Below are 23,935 nucleotides of genomic sequence, written 5' to 3' on the forward strand. Positions count from 1 at the left end.
AAGTGCTACCCCCCCATAAGGCAATTTTTAGATAAATTTATATTCATTGAAAAAGTCCTTTCAAAAATAGTTAATGTATTTGATTGATTCATTATTTGTTTGTGTGTTTTACAATACCCATTGCTAATATTTTAACAATAAGTGTAGAATATTAATATTTTATTTATAAATTTTTACTTAAGTATAATTTAAGATAAGAAGTATCTTAAATTTAAAATTACTATAAAATAGACTTTATGGTTAAAAAATAATATTTTTGCTTCCATGGCTTCATAATTATTTTTCTAAAACACATTGTTATAAAAAATATTTTTATTTAAAAGCTATGAAAGTTTCAAAATTTACCCATTTAAAAACACTTTCTACTTTAGAAAATCCTGCCTTTTTAAGCATAGCTATGTTTTCATTTTGAGTATAAGGAATGAGGACATTTTCTAAGGCTTCTCGCTTGCTTGAAATTTCTAGCTTACTATAACCTTGCTCTAGTTTATATTGCTCATAAATTTGTATCATTTTTTTAGCTATTTTTACATCTTCATAAAGAATTTTTTCACTAAGCACAAATATACCATTTTCTTTTAAGTTTTGATAGATTTTATCAACTAATTCTTGTCTTTTAGGTGGGCGGATAAACTGCAAAGTATAAGTAGCTATAAAAACATCATTTTTAAAAAACTCAAAATCATCTAAATTTTTTTGATGAAATTCCACCCTAGCCCCAAAGGCTTGACATTTGTTTTTGGCGATCTCTAACATAGCATTAGCCTCATCAACCCCGCTTAAAAGAAAATCTTTTCTTTTTTCATAAAGTGCAAGCAATAAACTAGCCGTAGAACAACCAAGATCACAAATTCTTGCATTTTGCGAGGCAAAATGATCTATGAGTTCGACTATGAGTTTTAAATTTTGCGTATAAAAAGGCACAGATCTTGACACCATATCATCAAAAACACTTGCTACGCTTTTATCAAATTCAAATTGTTTTTCTAAGGGTTTTTTAAAAATTTCATCTTTCATTTAATTTTCCTAAAATTTCTTTTGCTTTGTCAATATCTTTACTAATTTGTGCTTTTAATAAAGCTAAGTCGTTAAATTTCTCATTAGCTCTTATATAGTCAATAAAACTTAACTCAACTGAAATTGCTTTTGTGTTTGTGAAATTTTCATCTAAAATATGCGTTTCTAAAGCAAAATTCTCATCAGTAGATCTTATGCCTATAAAACTTACACTATGATAGCTTTTATTTTCAATCTTTACTAAAGTCGCATATACGCCATCTTTGGGTAAAAAGAAGTCTTTTGTATGTAAATTTAAAGTTGCAAAAAGCTCTTTAGCGCCTATGCCTTGCCCTTTTATGATATTTGCTTGTATAGTATAAAATCTACCTAGAAAATTTTTAGCTTCTTTGACTTTTGCTTCTTTAAGTAAGGTTTTAATCATACTTGTATGAACACTTTTATTTTGAATTTTAAACTCATCTACGATGATAGTGTTTATACCACAAAGACTTTGTATGTCTTTGGCACTGCATTTTCTTTCTTTGCCAAATTTAAAATCATAACCTACAATGATCTTTTCTAGTTTGGGAAATTCTTGCTTTAAAAGCTTTAAAAAATCCTCGCCTTTATAGTCCTTGATTTTATCAAAATCACAAAAAATCAAAGGAAAATCAACCAAATTTACTCTAAAATCCTTAGGTGTTAGGGCTTCTTTTTCCTCTTTAGTGATGATAAATAAGGCACCATTTTCATCTAAATGCTTAAAAAGCTCAAAATGCCCCAAATGCATACCATCAAAACGCCCCATGGCTAAATTTGTGATCTTAGTTTTTTCTATAGGCGTAGAAAAACTCAACATTACCTTCTTTTCCTTTTAAGTGTGACTCTTGACTTGCTTGCAAGATCCAACCAAGCTTTACACAAGCTTTTTCAAAGCTTTCTTTAGCATTTTTGATGGCTTTGGTATCTTTTACCACTCCGTTTTTATCACGCTTAGCATTTTTACCTACTTCAAATTGAGGTTTAAAAAGCAAGATGATAAGATCTTTAGCAAGTTTATCTATATGAAAAATCAAATGTGTTAAAGATATAAAACTCACATCACAAGTGATAACATCATATAAAATTTCACTTTTAAACTCACGCAAATCAGTGTTTTCACAAATTTGGATATTTTCTAAATTTCTTAAGCTCTCATGAAGTTGGTTAGAGCCTACATCTAAAGCTGTGATGTGTTTAGCATTATTTTGGTGTAAAATTTGCACAAAACCTCCGGTCGATGAACCTATATCTAAACAAATTTTATCTTTTATGGTAAATGTATGCTCTTGTAAAAAATGCTTGAGCTTAAAAGCAGCTCTGCTTACAAAAAGCTCTTCTAAAAGCGTGAGTTTTAAACTCTCATCTTCTAAAGGATTTAAAGATGTGATTTTAAAAGAGGTTTTTTTAAACTCGCCATTGAGTAAAATTTGCTTGTTTTCTATAAACTCACAAGCTTTGTTGCGAGAAATGTTTAACTTTGCACTTACAAAGACATCATACCTCATCATCGTTACCTAAAAGAGCATTAAACTCAGCTTCATTAATACATTTAACCCCTAAGTTTTGAGCCTTTTCAAGCTTTGAGCCTGCTTCACTTCCATATAATACAAAGTCAGTTTTCTTAGACACACTTGAACTTACCTTTGCTCCAAAGCTTTCGATTAGTTCTTTAAAATGATCGCGTGATTTGCTTAAAGTGCCTGTGATAACAAAGGTTTTATTAGAAATATTATCATTTATAATAAGCTCTTTTTTCTCATCCTCTAAATGCAAAATTTCATAAAAATGCTTAATGCGATTTGCATTGACATGGGTAAATTCTTCTAAGCTTTTAGCCATTTGCTCGCCAAAGCCTTCTAAATTTGCATAAGCTTCATAGCTTTGCATAAACCATTCAAAGCCAAAAGATTGAGCTAGTTTTTTAGCTGCTACTTCTCCGATATGCTCTATACCCAAAGCAGTGATAAACCTTGATAAGGGGCATTTTTTTGCATTTTCAATAGCACTTAGAAGATTGTTGATTTTTTTCTCTTTAAAGCCTTCTAAGTCTTCAAAATCGCTGTATTTTAAGAAAAATATGCTTTCTATGTTAGCGATTTTTCCTTCTTTAAATAAAAGCTCGACGATATTTTCTCCAAGGCCGTCTATATTTAAACACTTTTTAGATACAAAATGTATAATGGAATTTACAAGCCTTGCTTTACAGTCTAGGTTTTGGCATTTTAAAAAAGCACCCTCATCTAAAAGCTCACTTAAACACTCAGGACAAAGAGTTGGTTTAGTGATCTTACTTTCTAAACCATCACGCCTTTGAGTAAAAACTTTAGTGATTTTAGGTATAACATCTCCACTTCTTATCACACTTACGCTATCGCCTATCATCACTCCAAGTCTAGCTATCTCATCAAAATTATGTAAGGTTGCAGACTTTACGATAACCCCATCTAAATTTACAGGCTCTAAAACCGCCACAGGAGTAACCACCCCACTTCTTCCAACTTGTAAATTAACCCCAAGTAATGTTGTAGTTTTTTCCAAAGCAGGAAATTTAAACGCGGCCATAAATTTTGGAAATTTCACTGTATAACCCAAAAGCTTACAATGAGCTAAATCATCTACCCTTACAACCATACCATCCATCATCATAGGCTTTTGATCTCTTTTTTCTAAAAGCTCGTGATATTTTTCTAAAACCTCATCTAAAGTCTTAACACAAAAAACAAAATCATCTTTTAAAAAACCAAGACTTCTTACAAACTCCATTACTTCAGAGTGCTTGCTAAATTCTAAAGAATTCTCCCCCACTCCCCAAGGATAAAATTTTAAATTTCTTTCTTTTGTAATGCTTGTATCAAGCTGTCTTAAAGAGCCACTTGCTGCGTTGCGTGGGTTTGCAAATAAGCTCAAGCCATCTTTAGCTCTTTTTTCATTGATTTTTTCAAAATCTTCTTTTAAAATCACCACTTCACCACGAATTTCTATCTTGTCTTTATAAGGAATTTTTTGAGGTATGTTTGATATTTCTTTTACATTTAAAGTAATATCCTCGCCCACTTCTCCATCACCCCTTGTAGCACCGCTGATTAAAATACCATTTTCATAAGTAAGATTTAAACTTGCTCCATCAAACTTAGGTTCTATGAAAAAATCAAACTCACATTTAGCTCTTTTTGCCCAAGCTCTAAGCTCAGCTTCATCAAAAACATCTTCCATAGACCACATTTTTGCACTATGTGCAAGTTTATGAAACTCACTTTGTATAGTTGGGGCGATATTTTGCGTAGGAGAATCTTTAGAAATCTTTTCTTGATAAAGCGTTTCAAATGCTTTTAACTCTCTTATAAGTTTATCATATTCCTCATCGCTTGCTAAAGGCTCATCATCTTCATAATAAGCCCTCATCCATTCTTTTGCCAATTTTACCTTTTCTAAATACTCTTGATAAGTCATTACTACTCCAAAGAAAGTTCATCCATAACTTTTGCAAGTTCAAACATTTGCTTATGTTCATACACATCATGCGCTCTTATAATACTTGCACCATTTTTAAAAGCCTCTAAATGCAAATAAAGTGTGCCCGCTAGTCTTTGCTCAACACTTGAGCTAAAATAAGCATTTATCATACTTTTCCTACTAGCTCCGATTAAAAGTTCTTTTTCAAAGCGTAAAAAATGCTCTAAATGCTTGATTAACATCATATTATGCCAAGGACTTTTACCAAAACCAATGCCAACATCTAAAATCACATCTTCTAAACCAAGCTCACTTAGTCTTTCTAGCTTTTGCACAAAAAAATCATCAAGCTCAGCTAATACATCTTCATAATGTGGGTTATCTTGCATATTTTGTGGGGTATTTTGTATATGCATGAGTGTATAAGTGGCTTTGTATTTTAAAGCTAGTTTGGCTAAATTTTCATTTTTAAAACCGGTGATATCATTAATAAGCTTAAAGCCTTTATTTAAAGCATATTCTAAACAATACTCATCAAAACTATCTAAACTAAAAATACATTTTTCATAAAGTTTTTCTTTATAGATTAAATCTAGGGTATTTTTTAAGCGTTTAAACTCTTCTTCTTTCCCGCAATACACACTACCAGGTCTTGAAGAAACCCCGCCTATATCTATATAATCAGCCCCTTGAGAAATCATGAGTTCGATTTTTTCTAAAACTTCATTTTCTTTAACCCTACTTTGAGCGTTAAAACTATCTTCATTAATATTAATCACACCCATAATTTTTGCATATTTTGGTTTAGCGAAATTAGACTTTAAAAATAGTGCTAAATTTTTAAGCTTAAAATCTTGTAGTTTTTCTTTTTCTATAAGCTTTTTAGCTTGATCTTGTGTTACCATAAGTAAGGCATTAGTATGTTCTTTACCTAGTATAACTTCTTTGTGGGTTACAAGTTCAGCTCCAACCCTTAGTGCGTCTTGTTTAAGTATATTTGCAGCAGGTGCTCTTAGTTCTTTGATAAGAAAAAAATGAATTTGAGTTTTTTCACTCATAATTTTCTCACCTGCTTTATGTGGCTTTATATATTTAGAAATTTGCTCAAAGTCTGTGTTGGGATTGATTTTAATGATTTTCATTTTTTCTCTCGTGTAAAATTAAAGCTATAGTGCTTAGTAAAATAGTTGGCTTTGCATTTAATTTAGCAAGCTCATAAGCTTTATAAAAAAATTCAATTTCTTCATCGTTTAATTTTATATCTTGTTTAAAGCACTCATGACTTAAAGCACTAATTAAATCCAAACACTCATGCTTGTCTATATTTTCATATTGTTTTAATAATGAAGCAATTTGAGCTAGATCCATTTTTTTAAGATCTAAATTTAAAGACATCTTTTCTTTTTGAATTTTATGCTTTTCTATGATAAATCTTGAAAGTATAGTAGGTAAAAAAACATTTTTTGAAGGAGCTACGATAATAAAATATACATTTTTTGGTGGCTCTTCAAAAAGTTTTAATAAAAAATTTTGTGCTTCTTCACGAAAAGACTTAGCTAGTATAACAATAATTTTAGCTTGTGCTTCAGCCATATAACTTTCTTTCATAATAGCCCTTGCCGTTGCTTGAGCGTTTTTGTCATAAGTTAAGTCATTTAATCTTAATTCTAAATCAGGGTTTTTAGGTATGAAAAATCTAAGATTTTTTGTTCCATATTCTTCTGTGAGTTTTTCTTGCATAAACTCAAAATCATTATGGATAATGATTTTATTTCTTAGATTCAAATTTCTACCTTAGAAAAAAGCACAGCCTCTAAGCTTTGCTCAAATACTTTATATAAAGAAATAAGTTTATAGTCTAATTCCTTATCGCGTGAGGAAAGATAAAAGCTATTTTGCAATTGCTCATCAAAAAGCCAAAGCATACTTTCTGCTTTAGAATTAGCGATTTTAAATTTAAATCCTGTATTAGTTCCTATATAAAAAAAAGCATAACCATTAGGAAAAGAAATACTTAAAAGATCATTTAGCAAATCTATATCTTCTTGGGTATTGCAAGCCTTATTATAAATTCCTTTTAAAGACACAAAAGGCACTAAAGGTCTTGTGGTACTAGCATTGATTTGGCTTAAAAAATACTCTTCAAACCATGTTCTTTGCTCATCAGTAATCACAATAAAAGTATAACCTTGTAAAAGCAAAGCTAATTTAGAAGCTATCAAAGGCGACCATTCAAGACGCCTTTCTTCTAACCAACTTGTATAAGTGCCATTTTCTCGGATTTGCTCTAGGGTAAATTTTAAAAAACTATTGCTCATTTATACATCTAGTTTATAAACTTCATGCAATACTCTTACAGCTAATTCACCATATTTTTCATGCACGATAACTGAAATTTTAATTTCGCTTGTAGAAATCATTTGTATGTTAATATTTTCATTTGCCAATGCTTTAAAAGCTGCTGAAGCTACTCCAGAATGTGATTTCATACCCACACCCACAACTGAAACTTTTACCACTGCACTATCTGTTTCTATATTAGCATTAGCACCTAAAACTTTTTTCATAGCATTAGTTGCTAAATCAAGCTCGTTTTCAGGCACAGTAAAGCCCAAATTTGTAGCTCCATCTACACCTACATTTTGGATAATCATATCTACATTGATATTTTCATTTGCCAAAGTTCCAAAAATTTCAGCAGCAATTCCTGGCTTATCATCAATATTTCTTAAAGTAACCCTTGCTTGGTTTTTATCTAGTGCTATACCACTAACCAAAGCTTGTTCCATATTTTCCTCCTTAGTAATGATCGTCCCTTCATTTTCATTAAAGCTACTTCTAGTAACTAATTTTACATTTAATTTTTTAGCAAGCTCTACAGAGCGATTTTGTAAAACTTTAGCTCCCAAACTTGCAAGCTCTAGCATTTCTTCATAAGAAATTTTATCTAGCTTTTTAGCCTTTGGTTCAATTCTAGGATCGGTAGTATATACCCCATCTACATCAGTATAAATTTCACACAAATCAGCATTTAAAGCTCCTGCTAATGCAACTGCACTTAAGTCACTTCCACCACGACCTAAAGTAGTAACATTACCCATTTTGTCGATACCTTGAAAGCCAGCAACTACTACAATATACCCCTCATCTAAGGCTTTATTGATATTTGTAGTATCAATGTGTTCAATTCTTGCTTTAGTATAAACATCATCTGTAATAATCCCTGCATTGCGTCCGGAAAATGCAGTAGCTTTTAAACCCATTTCATTTAATGCAATAGCAAGTAAAGATGAAGTTACACGCTCACCACTACTTAAAAGCATATCCATCTCACGACCTGAAGGATTTTTACTAAAATGATGTGCAAAATCAATAAGCTCATTAGTAACTCCACTCATTGCAGAAACTACTACAACTAACTTATCGCAAGTTTTTTTACTTTTTGCCACTCTTTTAGCAACTTCATCAATACGCTCAAGCGTTCCTACACTCGTTCCCCCATATTTTTGTACGACCAGCATTAAATATACCCCCTTTCTTTAAAATATTTTAAAACTCTAATATATATAGGCTTTTTAAAATGATTAATCATATCATACACATCTTCTAATGAAGCAAATTTATAAGCATCAAATTCAGGATTTTTAGTATTTAGATTAACAACAGCTTTGTTTTTTAATCTAACTAAAAAATATTTTTGATTTTGACCATCATAAGGATACATTTTTTGTGCAACCTTAGGTGGAAAATCATAACTAATCCATTCAGGATGTTCGGCTAAAATTTCAATCTCATCTGTACCTATTTCTTCTTTTAATTCTCTAAATAACGCACTTTTAGCATCCTCTCCCTCATCTATTCCACCTTGAGGAAACTGCCATATATTTTCCATATCATTGCGTTTAGCGAGTAAAATTTTACATTCAAAAGGATAAGCTGATGATAGCACTATTGCGGCTACATTTGGCCTATATTTTTTTTCTTTTTCCATGATTTTCTTATCCTTGACTTTTTAATAATATAATTCTAACAAAAAAATACGAATTTATAATCACATTTTAAAGAAGTTTTATGCATTTATATATACATATACCATTTTGCGAAAGTAAATGTTTTTATTGTTCTTTTACTTCACTTAAAAAAAAAGATTTTGAAAAAGATTATCTAAACGCATTAATGCAAGATATAAAATATCAATTAGATTTTTTCAAGCTTGATAAAAATTCCATAAAAACTATTTTTATAGGTGGTGGTACTCCTAGTTTAATGAGTGTTAATTTTTATGAAAAAATTTTTATTTTTTTGCAAAGTTATTTACAAAAAAATAATGAAATAAGCATAGAAGCAAATCCTAACTCAAGCAATTTTTCTTGGCTTAAAGAGATAAAAAATTTAGGTTTTAACCGCATTTCTTTTGGGGTGCAAAGTTTTCATGAAAAAAAATTACAATTCCTTGGGCGTATTCATGATCAAAAAAACATTTTTACAAGTATAGAAAATGCAAAAAAAGCAGGATTTAATAATATAAATTTAGACTTAATTTATGATACAAAACTCGATGATAGTAAAATGCTTGATTATGAAATTTCTAAACTCGCTTTAATTGATATTAGCCATGTGAGTGCTTATAATTTAACTATAGAAGAAAAGACAAGATTTGCTAAAAAATTTCATTATAAAAAAAATGCTCCACGCCTTGCAAAGCATTTTATCAAAGCAATTGAAAATCTTGGTTATAAACAATATGAAATCAGTAATTTTGGACAAATTTGCAAACATAATCTTGCTTATTGGCAAGGAAAAGACTATATAGGATGTGGTTTAAGCGCAGTAGGATTTTCAAAAAATCAAAGATTTTATACTAAAAAAAGTTTAAAAGATTATATAGCAAATCCCTGTTTTAGGGAGGTTGAAAATTTAAATTCAAAAGATTTGTGTTTAGAGCATATTTTTCTAGGACTTAGAAGCATTATAGGAGTGGATGAAACAAAGCTAGAACCTTTAGAAAAAGAAAAGGCAATGTTTCTTAGCAAAAAAGGGAAATTAGTATATAAAAATGGAATTTTTTATAATACTAATTATCTTTTAAGCGATGAACTAGCTTTGTATATTAGCACTTAAGCTTTGCATTCACAAGAAATTCTTTTAAATTCAGGAAGCTTTATAGAAAGTTCATTGATATTTTTTAATATATCGCTGCAAAAATTATTTAAATTTTCTTTTACTCCATAATACGCCCAAACACCCTGTCTATCTACTTCTAAAAAATTAGCTTCTTTTAAAATTTTTAAATGTCTTGAAAGCCTTGATTGACTCATATTTAAAGAGCTTTGCAAATCACACACACAAAGTTTTCCATATTTTTGTAAAAAAGCTAGGATTAAAATCCTGCTTTCATCATTAATTGCACTTGTTATTTTTAAAAATTCTTGCATAAAATTCCTTATATAAAAAACATTAAAAGTCCAAAACTAATTGCAATAAAAACAATCATACCTGCAAATAAAAACAAAAAGCTTGTTTTAAAAATTCTTTTAAGCAAAATAAGCTCAGGTAAAGAACACCCTGCTCCTGCTATTAAAAAACTCATCATTATACCAAGCGGAATTCCACTGGTAGTTAAAGCTAGTGCTACAGGAATCATAGCAGTGCAATTCATATAAAGCAAAACCCCTATAAATGCTGCTATAAATACACCCAATACCCCATAATCTTTCATATAATTTTGAAAAAAATCTTGCGGAAAAAAGCCGTGTATAAAAGCCCCAATACCCATACCAATAATAATATATGGCAGAATTTTTTTGTATTCATTAAAGCTTTGCATAAATAATATTTTGATTTTATTTTCTTTTGTTTTAGTCTTAAATTTTAAAATTTTACTGCTAATTTTAGAATTTTTAACAAAAATAGAACTAGGTTTTTCACAGCATAAACTTTTAGAAGTATCATTAGAACAACACTTTGAAGTTTGCTCTAAATCATTTTTTAAAAAATCTTCATTAAAAAATCTTTGAGTGTTTATTTTTGAAACACAAAAAGCAATAAATAAAATCACGCTAAATAAAAATCCCACATAAAATAAAGAGATTTTTAAGCCAAAACTTACTACAAACATCACTACTATAATAGGATTAATTAAAGGCGAAGTTATCAAATAAGCTATACATACTCCAAGTGGTACTTTAGCTTTTAAAAATGCATTTAAAAGCGGTATGCTTGAACATGAACAAAAGGGAGTTAAACTACCCAAAAGAATAGCCTTTATATAACTTACAAAAGAATCTTTCTTTAAATGTTCATTGAAAAATTTAGCATAACGCTCATTAAGATAAGCAATGAGCATACTAACTAATATAAATAAAATAGAAATTTCAACAAATAAAATCAAAAAATCTTTAAAAATAAAAAATAACTTTTCCATAATCTTTCACTCCATTTCATTTTAAAATAAGCATAACAAAAATATATTAATATATCAATATATCTTTATATATTAATATTATAAAAGTAATAGTATTTTTAAGTATTTTTATGTAAAATGCAAACTATATATTTAAGCGAAAGAAGATAAAATAATGAGTTTTGGAGAAATTTTAGTTATTTTAGTTATAGCTATTTTAGTTCTTGGGCCTGAAAAACTACCTTCAACTATAGTTGAAATTGCAAAAATTTTAAAAGCCATTAAAAGTAATATTGATGAAGCAAAAGCAAGTATCAATAAAGAATTAAAAATAGCAGAGTTAAAAGATGAAGCACAAAAATACAAAGATGAATTTTCACAAACTAACGAAAATATCAGAAAAAAACTGAGTTTTGAAGAATTTGATCAACTCAAAGAAGATATTTTAAATAATACCAAAGAGTTAAAAAGTGAAATTAATGATTTAGAAAAAGATATACAAGAACTTTCGCGTGTAGAAGAAAAAACTCAAAAAGATGAAAAAAATACTCAAAAAATGGAAAGCTAAGAATGTTTGAAGAATTAAAACCACATTTAGTAGAACTTAGAAAAAGATTATTTATAAGCGTAGCTTGTGTTGTTGTAATGTTTTTTGTATGCTTTAGTTTTAATAGTTATATTATAGATATACTAAAAGCACCCGTTGAAGCAGCTTTACCTGAAATTTCAAAACAAATGACTTTCGTTGAATTACAAGAGCCTTTATTTACTGCAATGAAAGTTTCATTTTTTACAGCTTTTTTGATTTCTTTACCGGTTATTTTTTGGCAGTTTTGGAAATTCGTAGCACCAGGACTTTATGATAATGAAAAAAGATTAGTAGTGCCTTTTGTAAGCTTTGCTAGCATTATGTTTGCACTTGGAGCTTTGTTTTGTTATTATATAGTCATACCTTTGGCTTTTAAATTTTTAATTGATTTTGGGGTGCAAACTCAAGATTTTAAACCTTTAATCAGCATAGGCTTGTATGTGGGATTTTTTACTAAACTTGTAGTTGCCTTTGGCTTAGCGTTTGAAATGCCTGTGATAACCTTTTTCTTTGCCAAACTTGGACTTATTGATGATGCATTTTTAAAAAAACACTTTAGGGTTTCAGTTTTAGTAATTTTTGTTTTTTCAGCTATGATGACACCACCTGATATAATCTCACAATTTTTAATGGCCGTTCCTTTGTGCGGACTTTATGGAATTTCTATTTACATAGCCAAAAAAGTTAATCCTAGTCAAAAAGAAAATGATGAAAACGATTGATAAAGATCTTTTGCTTTCTAGTTATGATTATGATTTACCTAATGAACTTATAGCAAATTTTCCTATTTTACCCAAGGAGAATGCTAAACTTTTAGTTTATGAAAGATGTAAAGATCAAATTTTACATTTACATTTTAAGGACTTAGCTAAAATTTTACCACCTTGTGAAATCATCTTTAATGACACTAAAGTAATAAAAGCAAGAATTTATGGATTTAAAGAAAGTGGTAGCAAAATAGAACTTTTCATTAATCATCCTTTAAAAAATAATAATTTTTTAGTTCAAATTCGTGGCAAGGTTAAAGAAGGACAAATTTTATATTTTGAAAATTCTTTAAAAGCTAAAATCAAAAAATTACACGATGATGGCACAAGAGAAGTAGAATTTTTTAATGATGAAAAAAAATTCAATCATCATGAAGTTTTTGAAATTTTAGAAAAAATAGGCCATATACCTTTACCACCATATATTAAAAGAGCAGATGAAGCACAAGATAACATTAACTATCAAAGCATTTTTGCCAAAAATCAAGGTGCGGTTGCTGCACCCACTGCAAGCTTGCACTTTGACGAAGCAATTATAAAAGAACTTAAAAAAAATCATAATATCCATACTATCACACTTCATGTTGGTGCGGGAACTTTTAAAGGTGTAGAATGCGAAGATATACGCGAGCATAAAATGCATTCAGAATTTTTCTATGTTGATGATGAAACTTGTGCTTTGATTAATTCTTCTAAAAAAATACTTGGTGTAGGCACCACAGTTACTCGTTGCATAGAGTATTATCATAGAAAAAAATTAAAAGAAGGTTTTTGTGATTTGTTTTTACACCCACAAAATACCCCACAAAGACTTGATTTTTTACTCACTAATTTTCACTTACCAAAATCAACTCTTATTATGCTTGTGGCCTCTTTTATAGGTAGAGAAAAAACTTTAGAACTTTACCATGAAGCTATAAAAAACAAATATCGTTTTTATTCTTATGGCGATGGAATGCTAATCATTTAGCTTTTTTCTTAATATATTTTTTATCAATATAACCCAAATCTATAAGTTTTTGATAAATTTTAGCAAGTACAGGTCCGCCTGCGCTACTACCACTTTTTCCATGTTCGATTAAAACTACTACTACATATTGAGGTTTTTCATAAGGCGCATAAGAAGTAATCCAAGCATGAGATCTTAAAAAATACTCTAAATCCTCTTCTTTAATACGCTTTTTTTCACTTTGGGAAATTCCAACTACTTGAGCTGTTCCTGTCTTGGCTGCTATAGTAATAGGAGAATTTCTTAAAAATCTTGCCGTAGTTCCACCATCAACATTGGCCACCTCATACATCGCACGCCTTAAAAGTGGAAGTTTTGATAATTCAAAAGTCGTAAAAACACTTTCATTATTGTCAAAATTTACCTTAGTAACATTATCATCAATACTATGTAAAAAATGCGGTGTGATATTTTTAGCCGTAGCAATCATAGCTGTAAATTTAGCCACTTGCATAGGAGTAGCAAGAAAATCACCTTGACCTATGCTTGTATTTAAAGTTTCACCTTGATACCAAGGTTGATTGTATTTTTCTTTTTTCCAAATTCTATTAGGAACTGTTCCTATAAATTCATTAGGTAAATCTACTCCTGTTTTTGTACCAAAACCTATTCTTTCAAAAACAGAACTAATAATGTCAATACCAACCTCCAAAGCTCCTTTATAAAAATATACATCACAGCTTTCTCTAATAGCATCTGTCATATCTACATAACCATGACCTATAGCCTTCCAACATCTAAATTTTCTACCACCAAGTTCAAAGTTAGAATCACACAAATATTTATGATTTTCATTCACTTTTCCACTATCTAAAAATGCTAAAGCTGTTCCCATTTTTATAACTGAACCTGGAGGATAAAGACCATTAATGAGTTTATTAGTAAAAGGATGGTTTAAATCATTAGAAAGTTTATCCCATTCTTCTTGACTAATACCGGTAACAAAAGGATTGAGATTATATTCAGGAAAACTACCCGCTGCTAAAATAGCTCCACTTTTTACATCCATTACTATAGCAGTGCCTGCTAAATTTTCAAAAATACTAGCCAAGTATTCTTGCAAATCAAGATCAATGCTTAAAGTGATATTACTTGAAGTAGGTTTTTTATAAGAAAGTTCTTCTATTTCTTTATTTAACGCATTTACTTTGCTAACCTTTTCACCCTTTTGACCTTGCAAAATTTCATTATAAGAACGCTCTATACCGCTACGCCCTACATAGCTAGTTAATCTTGCAATTTCATTTTCATTCATATCGTTTAAATTTGCTTTTCCAACATAACCTATAACATGGCTAGCTAAAGCATCATAAGGATAAAATCTTTGAGTAGTAGATTTAACTTGCATATTTTCACGCAAATTAAGCTTAGTAAAATGCTTAATCATAGCATCATATTCTATAAATGGAACTACTTCTATATAATCTTGATTATAGTAAGAATCTGCTTTTATATAATTTCGTTTTAATTTAGTTATGTTTAAATCAGGAAAAGCATCTACTATAACTTGCAATTCCTGCTCTAAAAGATTTCTGTTTTTCTTTTTTATATACAAATATGGCTTTATAGAGATTGAAAAACCTAATTTATTTACTGCTAAGGGCCTACCTTTAACATCTAAAATTTGCCCTCTTACAGGTGCTAAAAATTGCGTTTTAATGGCATTTTGTTTAGCTATTTCTTCATAATAAACATTAGATTTAATGCTTATATAATACACTCTAGCAAGTAAAAGTATAAAAAAACAAGCTATAAACCCCATCACCAAACGCATACGCATATTAGATTTTCCCTTTAAAAATAACAAAAGAAATCAAAGCTTCAACGACAAAAAACCATAGATATTCAATACCAAATTTTAAAATTTGACTATTATCTAAATACGCCAAAAATACATCAAAAAGATAGATAAAAATATAAGCACAAAAGGTAAATATAACGAGCAAATAATGGCCTAGTTTTAATTTACTTTTAAACCAATCAACAAAAAGATGATAAAAAACAAAAAAAGCTATCCAAGAACTAAAAAGATAAAATCCATGGATAATATCAATTAATAAAAGATAAAACAAAGAAAAATACCATCTAAAATCAAGCTTATTAAGAGTTCTTTCTTTTTCTTTTAAAAGCACTATCATATAACAAAAAAACACGCCAAACAAAGGAGGCATCCAATAATAAACAGAGCTTAGCACTTGATAAAAAATCAAAGATAAATAAAAAAATAAATAAGAAAAATCAAATCTATTTTTTACTAAATTTCTACTCCTCATTAAAACCTAAGCTCTCTAAAATAATTTTTTGTTCTAATTTATCAATACCACTTTTTTTCAAATTTGAAACTAAAATGGCATTTTTATTTACATTTAAAATTTTTACTTTTTGACTTTGATTGAGCTTATCTGCTTTTGTATAAACTATTATTTTTTTTTGATCAGCTCTAATAAAAGAATCTAAATACAAATCCAAATTTGCATCAATATCTAAATTTTCATGTCTTGAATCTATTAGATGAATAAAAAGCTTGATAGAACTACGCTCTTTTAAAAACTCATCTAAATTTTTGTTCCAAATAGCCTTAGTTTTTTTGCTCACTTTAGCATAGCCAAAACCAGGTAAATCGATAAACATCAATTTAAATTTATCCTCATCTTTTTTACAATCAACTTCAAAAAAATTAATGAGTTGGGTTTTGCCTGGAGTTGAAGAACTTTTTGCTAAATTTTTATTCTTACAAAGAGTATTAATCAAAGAACTTTTTCCTACATTAGAGCGACCTAAAAATGCAATTTCGGTATATATAGGCTGTGGAGCTTCATTTATTTTAGAAGCAGAAGTTAAAAATTTAGCATTTAATATCATTCTTTTACTTCAAATACAAATTTAGCAGGTTTTTTATCTTTACTAACTACTCTATAAGTCATATTTTTTCTATCTACTATGATTTTATCACCTATAAGCTCTTTTTTTGACTGCACTTCTATAATTTTTGCATTACCATTAATTTCATATGTATCTTTAGCTACATTATAAACAAACTCATCACCACTTCCATGATAAATCTTATCTTTCATCATAATTTTAAATTTAGCATCTTTAGTAGCTATATACTTAATAGGTTGTTTATTTTTCATATAAATGACTAATTTTTGCGAATTTAAAATATCTTTACCTTTTTTTACTTCCACATCACCGGTTAATATGCTCGTTTCATTTTTCTCATCCAAATAAAAATCTTTAGCATAAACTTCTATTTTTTGAGCACTAAATGCAAATAAATTTAACAAACACAAAAAAATTATTGCTCTAAAAACCATGCTTTTATTCCTTGAATTTTTAATTCTTTTTGATTCACATCATATAAAAAATTATCCCCAAAAACCTCATTTAACCCTATATATGCCTTAAATTTTTCATTGGAAAATAAAATTTTATTTTTCATATCATAAATTGCTTTTTGAGTAAAAATAGAAGTTTGATTTTGATCAAAATAACTTACATTACCTTCTAAAATGGATTTTTCATCATTTCTTACTAATAAATCCGAACTTAAATTATAATCAAGTGCTTGCACTTTAAAATCATCAAAAATATCTTTATCTTGGTATTTTACCCAACGACTTGCTTGATAACTAGCTTTTGTAACAGATGTATTAAGCTCATAATCAAGCACATCAAAAGCTTGCATATTTGCCACATCTACCTTTTGCGGTTTTATTGCAAACAAATAAGGATCTTGAGTACTTAAAATCACCATAACAAAGGCAAATAAACTCATTAATATAGCAAAAATTTTTATCGCCAAAGTTTATCCCATTGAGCTTGCATATTATTATGTTCAATTAAAATTTCTATCATCTCACTTACCGCCCCATTGCCACCTTTTCTATTTAAAACTTTATCAGTTTTTAAAGCCTTATGTGCATCTTTTGGTTTAAAACTATAAGCAACTGCTTCAAGTAAACTCATATCATTATAATAATCCCCAATAGCAGCACATTGAGAAAAGTCTAAATTTAATTTTTCTAAAATTTCTTTAGCGCAAGTTAATTTATCACTAATACCTTGATATACTAGATCAATTTTTAAATCTCTAGCTCTAAAATACACACATTCGCTAGTCCTGCCTGTAATAATAGCAACTTTTTTGCCAAGCTTTTGCCAAGCCTCAATTGCTGCACCATCTTTTACATTAAACTCTTTAATTTCACCATAATTTTGTGTGTAGATGATTTTACCATCTGTTAGACAACCATCTACATCTAAAAAAATAAGCTCTATCATAATTTTACTCTCTTACTATAAACGCACCAGGAAAAGAACCACCATCAACAAAATCCCTTGCCTCTTGCTCGCTTCTAAAGCCTTTTAAAAATACTCTATGTAAACCATCTTTAGCACTTGTTTGTATTGTTGAAGTATAAGAATTATAATTTTTATATCTACTTGCTATTAACTCTGCGCCACTTTTATTTCTAAATGCCCCAATTTGCACCATAAAAGCTCCGCCTTGGAAAATATGGCCACTATCAGCAATCTCCCCACTGCTACCTAAATTAGAATTAGTATGCACTGAACCTGAATTTGCACTTGTTCCAAAACCAATTACTTCAAGTCTTACAGGAGCTGTTCCTGCTTGAATCATATCAATATCTCTTGCGGCCATATTAGATAAATCTATAATCCTACCTGCTACAAAAGGTCCTCTATCATTTATTCTTACGGTAGTTTGGCGATGATTTTTTAAATTAGTTACCTTTACTATAGTATTCATAGGTAAAGTTTTATGAGCTGCTGTATAAGCATGTTGATCATAAGTTTCACCATTGGAAGTTTTTTTACCATGAAAGCCCGGTCCATACCAACTAGCTATACCATCAGCAGTCTCACCTACTTCTACTACGGTTGGATAATATGTTTTACCATTAATAGTATAAGGTTTCATAGTGCCTTTTAAGCCTGTATTATTATGCTTTATACTTTTAAAATCTCTTTCTGGATAATACACAGTAGGTGTGCTAATAGGCACCATATTACAAGCACTAAATAAAACCCCTACACAACTAACGACTAACGACTTTTGTATGAGAGTTTTTTGGTAATTTTTGAGTAGTTTTGATTTTTGCATTGTTATTCTCCTTAATTTTTAACACAAGTTTTTGATTAATATTAATCAAGTTTCCTTTGATTTTATTATATTCTTTAATGCTTTCAACACTAATTTTATGTTTTTTTGCAATAGTATAAAGACTATCACCCTTTTTTACTATATAAATTTTTGTATGCGGAATAGTTGTATCCACTTTAGCTAGCTTTACATTCTCTAATGCATTTTCCACAGCCACACTTTTACTTAAAGGAATATACATATAATAATCTTTTTTATCAGGCGGAGTAAAGTCATAATTAAAATGTGGATTATAACGCTTAAATTCATTATAAGACATCTTAGCTACTTTAGCAAGCTCTCTTAAAGAAACACTTGGTGGAACAGGTATTTTTTTAACTTCACTCGATAGAGCATAATTAAGCAAAGCACTATCTTGTGAAATCAAAAAATCATTATTATTAGCCAAAAATGCCATAGTAAGAATTTTTCTAATAAAAATTCTAGTTTCCAATGGTAAATATTTTTTATCAGGATCAAGCAAGATTCTTAAATCATCACTTTTTGCTTTTTTTATAGCTTGGCGTAATTTACCATCGCCACAATTATAAGCTAAAATTGCTAAATACCATTTTCCAAACTGCTCTTTTAATTGCTTTAAATAAGCAATGGCTGCATAAGTTGATTTGACTAAATCTCTTCTTTCATCAACATAAGGATCTATTCTTAAACCTAAAGTTTGTGCTGTTGGCTTCATAAACTGCCAAACACCTACTGCTTTAGTTCTAGAAACACTATGAATTTTTAAACCAGATTCTACAATTGCCAAATATAAAAATTCTTGAGGAATATTTTCTTTTTCTAAAATTTTACGGATAATTGGAGTGATTTTATAAAATTCTCTCATGGTATCAACTAAAGTTTTAGAATGCATATTTAAAGAAGATTCTTTAAATTCTAAAAATAACATATCACTAAGATAGCTTGCTTCTATGTCTAAATTTCTTAAAATTTGAGCTTGCTGAGTATAATATTCAGGAGTTACCTGCAAGGCTTTAGCATTTAAACATAATAATACTAATATAAAAAATATAAAGTTTTTTTTCATTATAAACCTTGAAAAAACAAACGATTAGCATTTAAATTCGTAAGTTTTACTACTTCAACTTTAGATAATTTTAAAAGATCAGATATTTTTTGTGCTACAAAATGCGTTAAAATAGGATCATTTACTTTGCCACGATGTGGTTCTGGAGTTAAATAAGGCCCATCTGTTTCCAAAACAAGTTTATCCTTTGGAATTTTAGGTAAAATTTCCACTAATTTTTTTGCATTTTTAAAAGTTAAAACCCCGCCTATGCCAAAATAAAATCCTTCATCTGCTAGTTGAAGTAAAAGCTCGCTTGCATTAAAGCAATGCAAAACACCGCCTTGCAATTCTTTTGAGTATGTTTTTAGAATATTAAAGCTGTCTTCATTAGCTTCACGCACATGCACAATCAATGGCTTTTTATATTCAATAGCTAGTTGTATTTGAGCTATAAAAACTTCTTTTTGTCTTGTTTTAATAGTATCATCATTAGTATTTAAACGATAATAATCAAGCCCACACTCACCCACTGCGATACATTTTTTATCATCTATAAATTCTTTTAAAACTTCTAAATCAAAATCATCTATATCATAAGGATGCACCCCACAAGAAAAATACACATTATCATAAGTATGTGCTATCTCTCTTGCTCTTGGTAGATCTTTTATATCTGCACCTGGTATAATGATTTTATCTACACCATTTTCAAATGCATGCGTTAACATCTCATCTAAATATCCAAAATAAGCTTGGCTATCTAGATGACAATGAGTATCTATGATTTTTTCACTAAAATCACAATCTAAAAACATACCTCTACCCTATTTTTTCCATTAGCCTTAGCTAAATCTAATGCCTTTTGTGCGTTATTGAGCAAATCTTGCATTTGGCTTCCTTTGCTACCAAAAGCAACCCCCACAGAGATGCTATAATCAACCTCGTCTAAAGCTATTAAAACGCTTTCTTTGGAAATATTAACTCTTATATTTGAAAAAGCTTTTAAAGCCTCTTTATTGCTTATATTTTTTAAAGCAATGTAGAATTTACCATCTTCAATTCTAGTAGCTAAATCCATACCACGAATTTGATCTTTAATCTTTTCGGCTGTATATTTTATCACTCCATCACCGCAATCATAACTTAATTCATAATTAATTGTTGCAAGATTATCAATATCAATCAAAGCCAACGCCATTTCTTCATTTTCTTGTATATCTTCTAAATAATCTAAAAATCTTTTTTCAAAAGTAGCATAATCATCAAGTCCTGTTAATAAATCTTTACCTAAACTATACTCATCTAGCAAAACACATTTTTGCATATAATCTAAACAATTATTTACTCTACAATTAAGTGATTCTTTTTGGAAAGGTCTAATCACATAATCATTCACACCTTTTCTAAAAGCTCTTGCTTCTAATGCATCATCTTTATCCCCAACCATAATCACACCAAGTTCTATTTTAGAATATTTTGAGCGAATTTCTACAAGTAAATCTTCCCCATTAATTACCGGCATAGTAGCATCGCAAATTACTAATTTTGTATCAGGATGATCGCTTAAATAGCTTAGTGCCTCTTCCCCATGAGCTGCTGCTAAAACATTAAAAAGCTGATTGTTTAAGTTTTTCTTCATTTCTGCGCGTAAAGTTACATTTGCAATTGCTAAAATTATCTTAGTTTTATTATTTTTTTGAAGCATTCTAATAGAATTTAACATTTCATTAATACAATCTTCACTTTCTTTTTGAATATAATTAATAATATCTTTTTCCATAAATTTTTTACGAGTTTGTCCGTCATTACTTCCCGTAAGAACAATAGCGGGGATATTTTTTTCTAAAACTACATCAACCACTTCACCATTAGGAGCATCTGGTAAACAAAGATCTACAAAAGCCATAAAATAATCATTTTTCAATAAATCTTTTGCACTATTCATATCAAAAGCAACATCTACCTTTAATCCTAAAGTATTTTCTACTTTTTTTGCTAAAAGTTTAGTTAGCATTTTATTATCATCAATGATTAAAATTTTTTCTTCCATGGTAAAACACTCTCTTTAAATAATTTTAAAAAACTAATTATATCATATTGAAATTTACTTTTTGTTTTTAAAGCAAAGTTCTAGTAAATTCTAAAGCTTCTTGGGTAATATTTTCCCCGCTTACCATTCTAGCAAGTTCTTTTACTCTTTCTTCTTTTTCTATCTTTCTTACCCTACTTTCATTTCCTATTTTTTCTACTAGGAAGTGATTGCTTGCTTTTGATGAAAGCTGTGGTAAGTGTGAAATTGCAAAAATTTGATAAAACTTAGCAAGCTCTTTTAAAACTTCAGCTATACTCATTGCTTCTTTACCGCTTAAATTTGCATCAATTTCATCTAAAAATATTATCCCACTAGCTTTATTAGTAACATTACATTCAGTTGCGATAAAAGAAAGTCTTAAACGATTTATCTCACCTGAGCTTAAATTTTTCAAACTAGCTTCATTTATATTTAAATTCACTTCATCTTTACCTAAAATACTCAAAGCACAATCTTTAACCTCTAATTTAATCTCTTTCATATAAAGTTTTTCAAGATAAAAATTAAATAATTTCTCAAGCTCTTTTAATCTTTTTTTGCGCAAAGTACTTAATTTTTGGCTTTTCTCATCTAAAAGTATTTTAGCATTTTGCACTTTCTCTTCTAATTCTTTTTTTTCAAAACTTAAATTTTCATAATGAGCTAATTCTGCTTTTTTCTTCTCTAAAGCTTCTAAAGTTTCTTCTATACTTCCATATTTTGAAATCAAAGAAGAAAGTTTTTCTATCCTATCAAGCACTTCTTCTATATCAAAATCAAAATCATCAAAACTTTGATTTTCCCACACCACCCTTAGTTCATTTAAACACTCTGAAAAAAATGAACTATCAACATCACTAATTTGCAAAGCTTCAATCACTGCTGATTCTAATTCAAAAATTTTGCTTGCCCTGTTCCAAGCTGCATCAATTTTGTCTTTTTTAGAAAGCCTTTTTTTTAAACTCATCAACTCATCAAATTCGCCTATTTTTGGGTTAATACTTTGGATTTTTTGTATTTCAAAGCTTGTAAATTCTTTTAATTCTTCTACCTTTTTTTCTTCTTCTTGAATTTTTTCTAATTTAATTTTATTTTCTATATATTCTTTATAAACATTTTTATATTCATTTAAAAAATCTTTAAATTTCTTATCTTCTTTTGATTGCATAAAATCAAGTAAGTTTAAAAATCTTTCATTTGAAAACTCATTATTTTCCTTAGCTGAAAGATATTTTACAAATTTCTTAGAAAGTAAGGCTAAATTCTTTTTTGAAATAAGTTGATTATTGACAAAATAACGCGAGCTTTTATCTTTTAAAAGTTTAAATACATTTAATTCTTCATTTTCAATGCCAAACTCATCTAATTCAAGCTCATCATTTAATAAAACTTCCACCATTTTAGCTTCGCTCTCACTTAAAGCAAAAGCTGCCAAAATGGCCTTAAAAAGCACAGACTTTCCAGCACCACTTAAACCAGTAAAGACAGTAAGTCCCGCTTCTAAGTCTAATTTTGCTTGTTTAAAACCTAAATTTTCTTTGATTAAAATACTTTCTATCATCACTTACCCCAATTTAACTTTTCTTTTAAAACTTGGAAATAATCTCTATCTTTTTTATGTATAAAACTAAGTTCTTTCTTGCTAAGCCCTATAAGAATTCTATCATATTCTTTAGGATCAACCACTTCTTGCCCGTCTAAATACAACAAACAATGCTCAACTTTTAGCTCAAGCTCAAAACCATAAGGCAAAACTATAGGCCTTTGAGTTAGAGAATGAGAACAAACCGGAGTTAGAACAAAAATTTCACTCCAAGGATGTACTATAGGCCCACCTGCGCTAATATTATAAGCAGTTGAACCACTTGAACTAGCTATAATCAAACCATCTCCATAATAAGCATTAAAAAGTTTATTTTCAAAGAAAACTTCCACATTTGCCATTAAAGCATTATCACGAGAAAAAACCGCGTCATTAAAAGCAAATTTTTTAATGATTTTATTCTTTTTACAAAGCGTTATTTGAAGCATTTTAGCTTTCTCTATTTTAAAATCATTTTTAAAAAAATCTTTAAAAAAACTTTCTACTTCATTAAAAGAAAAAGCAGTTAAAAAACCTAAATTTCCTGCATTTATCCCTAAAATGGGCTTTTTTGCTTGATAAGCTTGCCTACATAAAGACAAAAACGTGCCGTCCCCACCTAGAGAAATTAAAAAATCTAATTTCTGTAAATCTTTAAGATTATTTTTTTTCTGATCTAATAGCACAAGCTCTATATTTTTTTGCAAAAAAATTGTTTTTAAAAAAGCAATTTGCTCATTTAAATTTGTATTTAACCTGCAAAATAAGCCTACTTTTTGAATTTTTTCTATATTTATACATTTTTTCATAAAAAAATTATAAC

Annotated in this window: 27 protein-coding genes; 4 read left to right on the forward strand and 23 right to left on the reverse strand. The window is 29.0% G+C overall.

Annotation, left to right across the window (positions count from 1 at the left end):
* Window positions 1-312 precede the first annotated feature (312 nt).
* The 9 genes from cmoA to L8X33_RS06835 are packed head-to-tail and all read right to left on the reverse strand — an operon-like array spanning window position 313 to window position 8,485.
* Window positions 313-1,017: a carboxy-S-adenosyl-L-methionine synthase CmoA gene (gene cmoA / locus L8X33_RS06795; protein ID WP_263670307.1), complete on the reverse strand. Its 705-nt coding sequence runs from the start codon at window positions 1,015-1,017 to the stop codon at window positions 313-315.
* Window positions 1,007-1,858: a bifunctional riboflavin kinase/FAD synthetase gene (locus tag L8X33_RS06800; protein WP_263670308.1), complete on the reverse strand. Its 852-nt coding sequence runs from the start codon at window positions 1,856-1,858 to the stop codon at window positions 1,007-1,009. The genes cmoA and L8X33_RS06800 overlap by 11 nt, the downstream gene beginning before the upstream one ends.
* Window positions 1,824-2,546, reverse strand: coding sequence for a TlyA family RNA methyltransferase (locus L8X33_RS06805; RefSeq protein WP_263670335.1), 723 nt, complete (start codon window positions 2,544-2,546; stop codon window positions 1,824-1,826). Before L8X33_RS06805 ends, L8X33_RS06800 begins: the two co-directional genes overlap by 35 nt.
* Window positions 2,536-4,491 (reverse strand): NAD-dependent DNA ligase LigA, encoded by a 1,956-nt coding sequence (ligA, locus tag L8X33_RS06810; RefSeq protein ID WP_263670309.1) that lies wholly within the window; start codon window positions 4,489-4,491, stop codon window positions 2,536-2,538. Before ligA ends, L8X33_RS06805 begins: the two co-directional genes overlap by 11 nt.
* Before the next feature lie 2 nt (window positions 4,492-4,493).
* Window positions 4,494-5,636: a dihydropteroate synthase gene (folP, locus tag L8X33_RS06815; RefSeq protein WP_263670310.1), complete on the reverse strand. Its 1,143-nt coding sequence runs from the start codon at window positions 5,634-5,636 to the stop codon at window positions 4,494-4,496.
* Window positions 5,623-6,234, reverse strand: a complete 612-nt coding sequence (locus tag L8X33_RS06820) for a DNA polymerase III subunit delta' (RefSeq protein ID WP_263670336.1) — start codon at window positions 6,232-6,234, stop codon at window positions 5,623-5,625. Before L8X33_RS06820 ends, folP begins: the two co-directional genes overlap by 14 nt.
* A 41-nt stretch (window positions 6,235-6,275) precedes the next feature.
* Complete coding sequence (locus L8X33_RS06825; RefSeq protein WP_263660282.1) at window positions 6,276-6,812, reverse strand: HobA family DNA replication regulator; 537 nt, start codon at window positions 6,810-6,812, stop codon at window positions 6,276-6,278.
* Window positions 6,813-8,015 carry an aspartate kinase gene (locus L8X33_RS06830; protein ID WP_133319198.1) on the reverse strand — a complete coding sequence of 401 codons (1,203 nt, stop codon included), beginning with the start codon at window positions 8,013-8,015 and terminating at the stop codon, window positions 6,813-6,815.
* Window positions 8,015-8,485: an RNA pyrophosphohydrolase gene (locus L8X33_RS06835; protein ID WP_263670312.1), complete on the reverse strand. Its 471-nt coding sequence runs from the start codon at window positions 8,483-8,485 to the stop codon at window positions 8,015-8,017. The genes L8X33_RS06830 and L8X33_RS06835 overlap by 1 nt, the downstream gene beginning before the upstream one ends.
* An 80-nt stretch (window positions 8,486-8,565) precedes the next feature.
* On the opposite strand from L8X33_RS06835, the gene hemW reads away from it, so the two are divergent.
* Complete coding sequence (gene hemW, locus L8X33_RS06840) at window positions 8,566-9,615, forward strand: radical SAM family heme chaperone HemW (protein WP_263670313.1); 1,050 nt, start codon at window positions 8,566-8,568, stop codon at window positions 9,613-9,615.
* Here hemW and L8X33_RS06845 read toward each other — a convergent pair.
* On the reverse strand, window positions 9,612-9,929 hold the full coding sequence (locus L8X33_RS06845; protein ID WP_133319201.1) for an ArsR/SmtB family transcription factor: 318 nt from the start codon (window positions 9,927-9,929) through the stop codon (window positions 9,612-9,614). The two genes, hemW and L8X33_RS06845, sit on opposite strands and share 4 nt — an antisense overlap.
* An 8-nt stretch (window positions 9,930-9,937) precedes the next feature.
* The gene (locus L8X33_RS06850) at window positions 9,938-10,918 is read right to left on the reverse strand and encodes a permease (RefSeq protein ID WP_133319202.1); all 981 of its coding nucleotides are present in this window, start codon (window positions 10,916-10,918) and stop codon (window positions 9,938-9,940) included.
* Window positions 10,919-11,072: 154 nt separating this feature from the next.
* On the opposite strand from L8X33_RS06850, the gene tatB reads away from it, so the two are divergent.
* Genes tatB through queA form a run of 3 tightly spaced genes read left to right on the forward strand, consistent with a single transcriptional unit; the run spans window position 11,073 to window position 13,223 of the window.
* Entirely contained in the window at window positions 11,073-11,465 is a 393-nt protein-coding gene (gene tatB / locus L8X33_RS06855) for a Sec-independent protein translocase protein TatB (RefSeq protein WP_133319203.1), read from the forward strand.
* 2 nt (window positions 11,466-11,467) lie between these two features.
* Window positions 11,468-12,208 (forward strand): twin-arginine translocase subunit TatC, encoded by a 741-nt coding sequence (gene tatC / locus L8X33_RS06860; RefSeq protein ID WP_133319204.1) that lies wholly within the window; start codon window positions 11,468-11,470, stop codon window positions 12,206-12,208.
* Window positions 12,195-13,223, forward strand: coding sequence for a tRNA preQ1(34) S-adenosylmethionine ribosyltransferase-isomerase QueA (gene queA / locus L8X33_RS06865; protein WP_263670315.1), 1,029 nt, complete (start codon window positions 12,195-12,197; stop codon window positions 13,221-13,223). The genes tatC and queA overlap by 14 nt, the downstream gene beginning before the upstream one ends.
* Here queA and mrdA read toward each other — a convergent pair.
* The 12 genes from mrdA to L8X33_RS06925 all read right to left on the reverse strand — a co-directional run bounded on the left by mrdA (window position 13,216) and on the right by L8X33_RS06925 (window position 23,921).
* Window positions 13,216-15,042: a penicillin-binding protein 2 gene (gene mrdA, locus L8X33_RS06870; RefSeq protein ID WP_263670317.1), complete on the reverse strand. Its 1,827-nt coding sequence runs from the start codon at window positions 15,040-15,042 to the stop codon at window positions 13,216-13,218. The two genes, queA and mrdA, sit on opposite strands and share 8 nt — an antisense overlap.
* 1 nt (window position 15,043) lies before the next feature.
* Complete coding sequence (locus tag L8X33_RS06875; RefSeq protein ID WP_133319207.1) at window positions 15,044-15,535, reverse strand: hypothetical protein; 492 nt, start codon at window positions 15,533-15,535, stop codon at window positions 15,044-15,046.
* On the reverse strand, window positions 15,525-16,124 hold the full coding sequence (gene yihA, locus L8X33_RS06880; RefSeq protein ID WP_263670319.1) for a ribosome biogenesis GTP-binding protein YihA/YsxC: 600 nt from the start codon (window positions 16,122-16,124) through the stop codon (window positions 15,525-15,527). Before yihA ends, L8X33_RS06875 begins: the two co-directional genes overlap by 11 nt.
* Window positions 16,121-16,579 (reverse strand): lipopolysaccharide transport periplasmic protein LptA, encoded by a 459-nt coding sequence (gene lptA / locus L8X33_RS06885; RefSeq protein ID WP_133319209.1) that lies wholly within the window; start codon window positions 16,577-16,579, stop codon window positions 16,121-16,123. The genes yihA and lptA overlap by 4 nt, the downstream gene beginning before the upstream one ends.
* Window positions 16,561-17,067, reverse strand: a complete 507-nt coding sequence (locus tag L8X33_RS06890; RefSeq protein ID WP_220566660.1) for a hypothetical protein — start codon at window positions 17,065-17,067, stop codon at window positions 16,561-16,563. Before L8X33_RS06890 ends, lptA begins: the two co-directional genes overlap by 19 nt.
* Entirely contained in the window at window positions 17,058-17,546 is a 489-nt protein-coding gene (locus L8X33_RS06895) for an HAD hydrolase family protein (protein ID WP_133319211.1), read from the reverse strand. The genes L8X33_RS06890 and L8X33_RS06895 overlap by 10 nt, the downstream gene beginning before the upstream one ends.
* Window positions 17,547-17,550: 4 nt before the next feature.
* Entirely contained in the window at window positions 17,551-18,390 is an 840-nt protein-coding gene (locus tag L8X33_RS06900) for a septal ring lytic transglycosylase RlpA family protein (protein ID WP_412175230.1), read from the reverse strand.
* Window positions 18,326-19,477 (reverse strand): lytic transglycosylase domain-containing protein, encoded by a 1,152-nt coding sequence (locus tag L8X33_RS06905; protein WP_133319213.1) that lies wholly within the window; start codon window positions 19,475-19,477, stop codon window positions 18,326-18,328. Before L8X33_RS06905 ends, L8X33_RS06900 begins: the two co-directional genes overlap by 65 nt.
* The gene (locus L8X33_RS06910) at window positions 19,477-20,274 is read right to left on the reverse strand and encodes a TatD family hydrolase (protein WP_220566657.1); all 798 of its coding nucleotides are present in this window, start codon (window positions 20,272-20,274) and stop codon (window positions 19,477-19,479) included. Before L8X33_RS06910 ends, L8X33_RS06905 begins: the two co-directional genes overlap by 1 nt.
* The gene (locus tag L8X33_RS06915) at window positions 20,265-21,509 is read right to left on the reverse strand and encodes a diguanylate cyclase (protein ID WP_263661305.1); all 1,245 of its coding nucleotides are present in this window, start codon (window positions 21,507-21,509) and stop codon (window positions 20,265-20,267) included. Before L8X33_RS06915 ends, L8X33_RS06910 begins: the two co-directional genes overlap by 10 nt.
* Before the next feature lie 67 nt (window positions 21,510-21,576).
* The gene (locus L8X33_RS06920) at window positions 21,577-23,091 is read right to left on the reverse strand and encodes an AAA family ATPase (protein ID WP_263670320.1); all 1,515 of its coding nucleotides are present in this window, start codon (window positions 23,089-23,091) and stop codon (window positions 21,577-21,579) included.
* Window positions 23,091-23,921 (reverse strand): NAD(+)/NADH kinase, encoded by an 831-nt coding sequence (locus tag L8X33_RS06925; protein WP_263670322.1) that lies wholly within the window; start codon window positions 23,919-23,921, stop codon window positions 23,091-23,093. Before L8X33_RS06925 ends, L8X33_RS06920 begins: the two co-directional genes overlap by 1 nt.
* Window positions 23,922-23,935: the final 14 nt, after the last annotated feature.

The organism is Campylobacter sp. CNRCH_2014_2849 (assembly GCF_025772845.1).
GTDB lineage: Bacteria > Campylobacterota > Campylobacteria > Campylobacterales > Campylobacteraceae > Campylobacter_D > Campylobacter_D lari_D.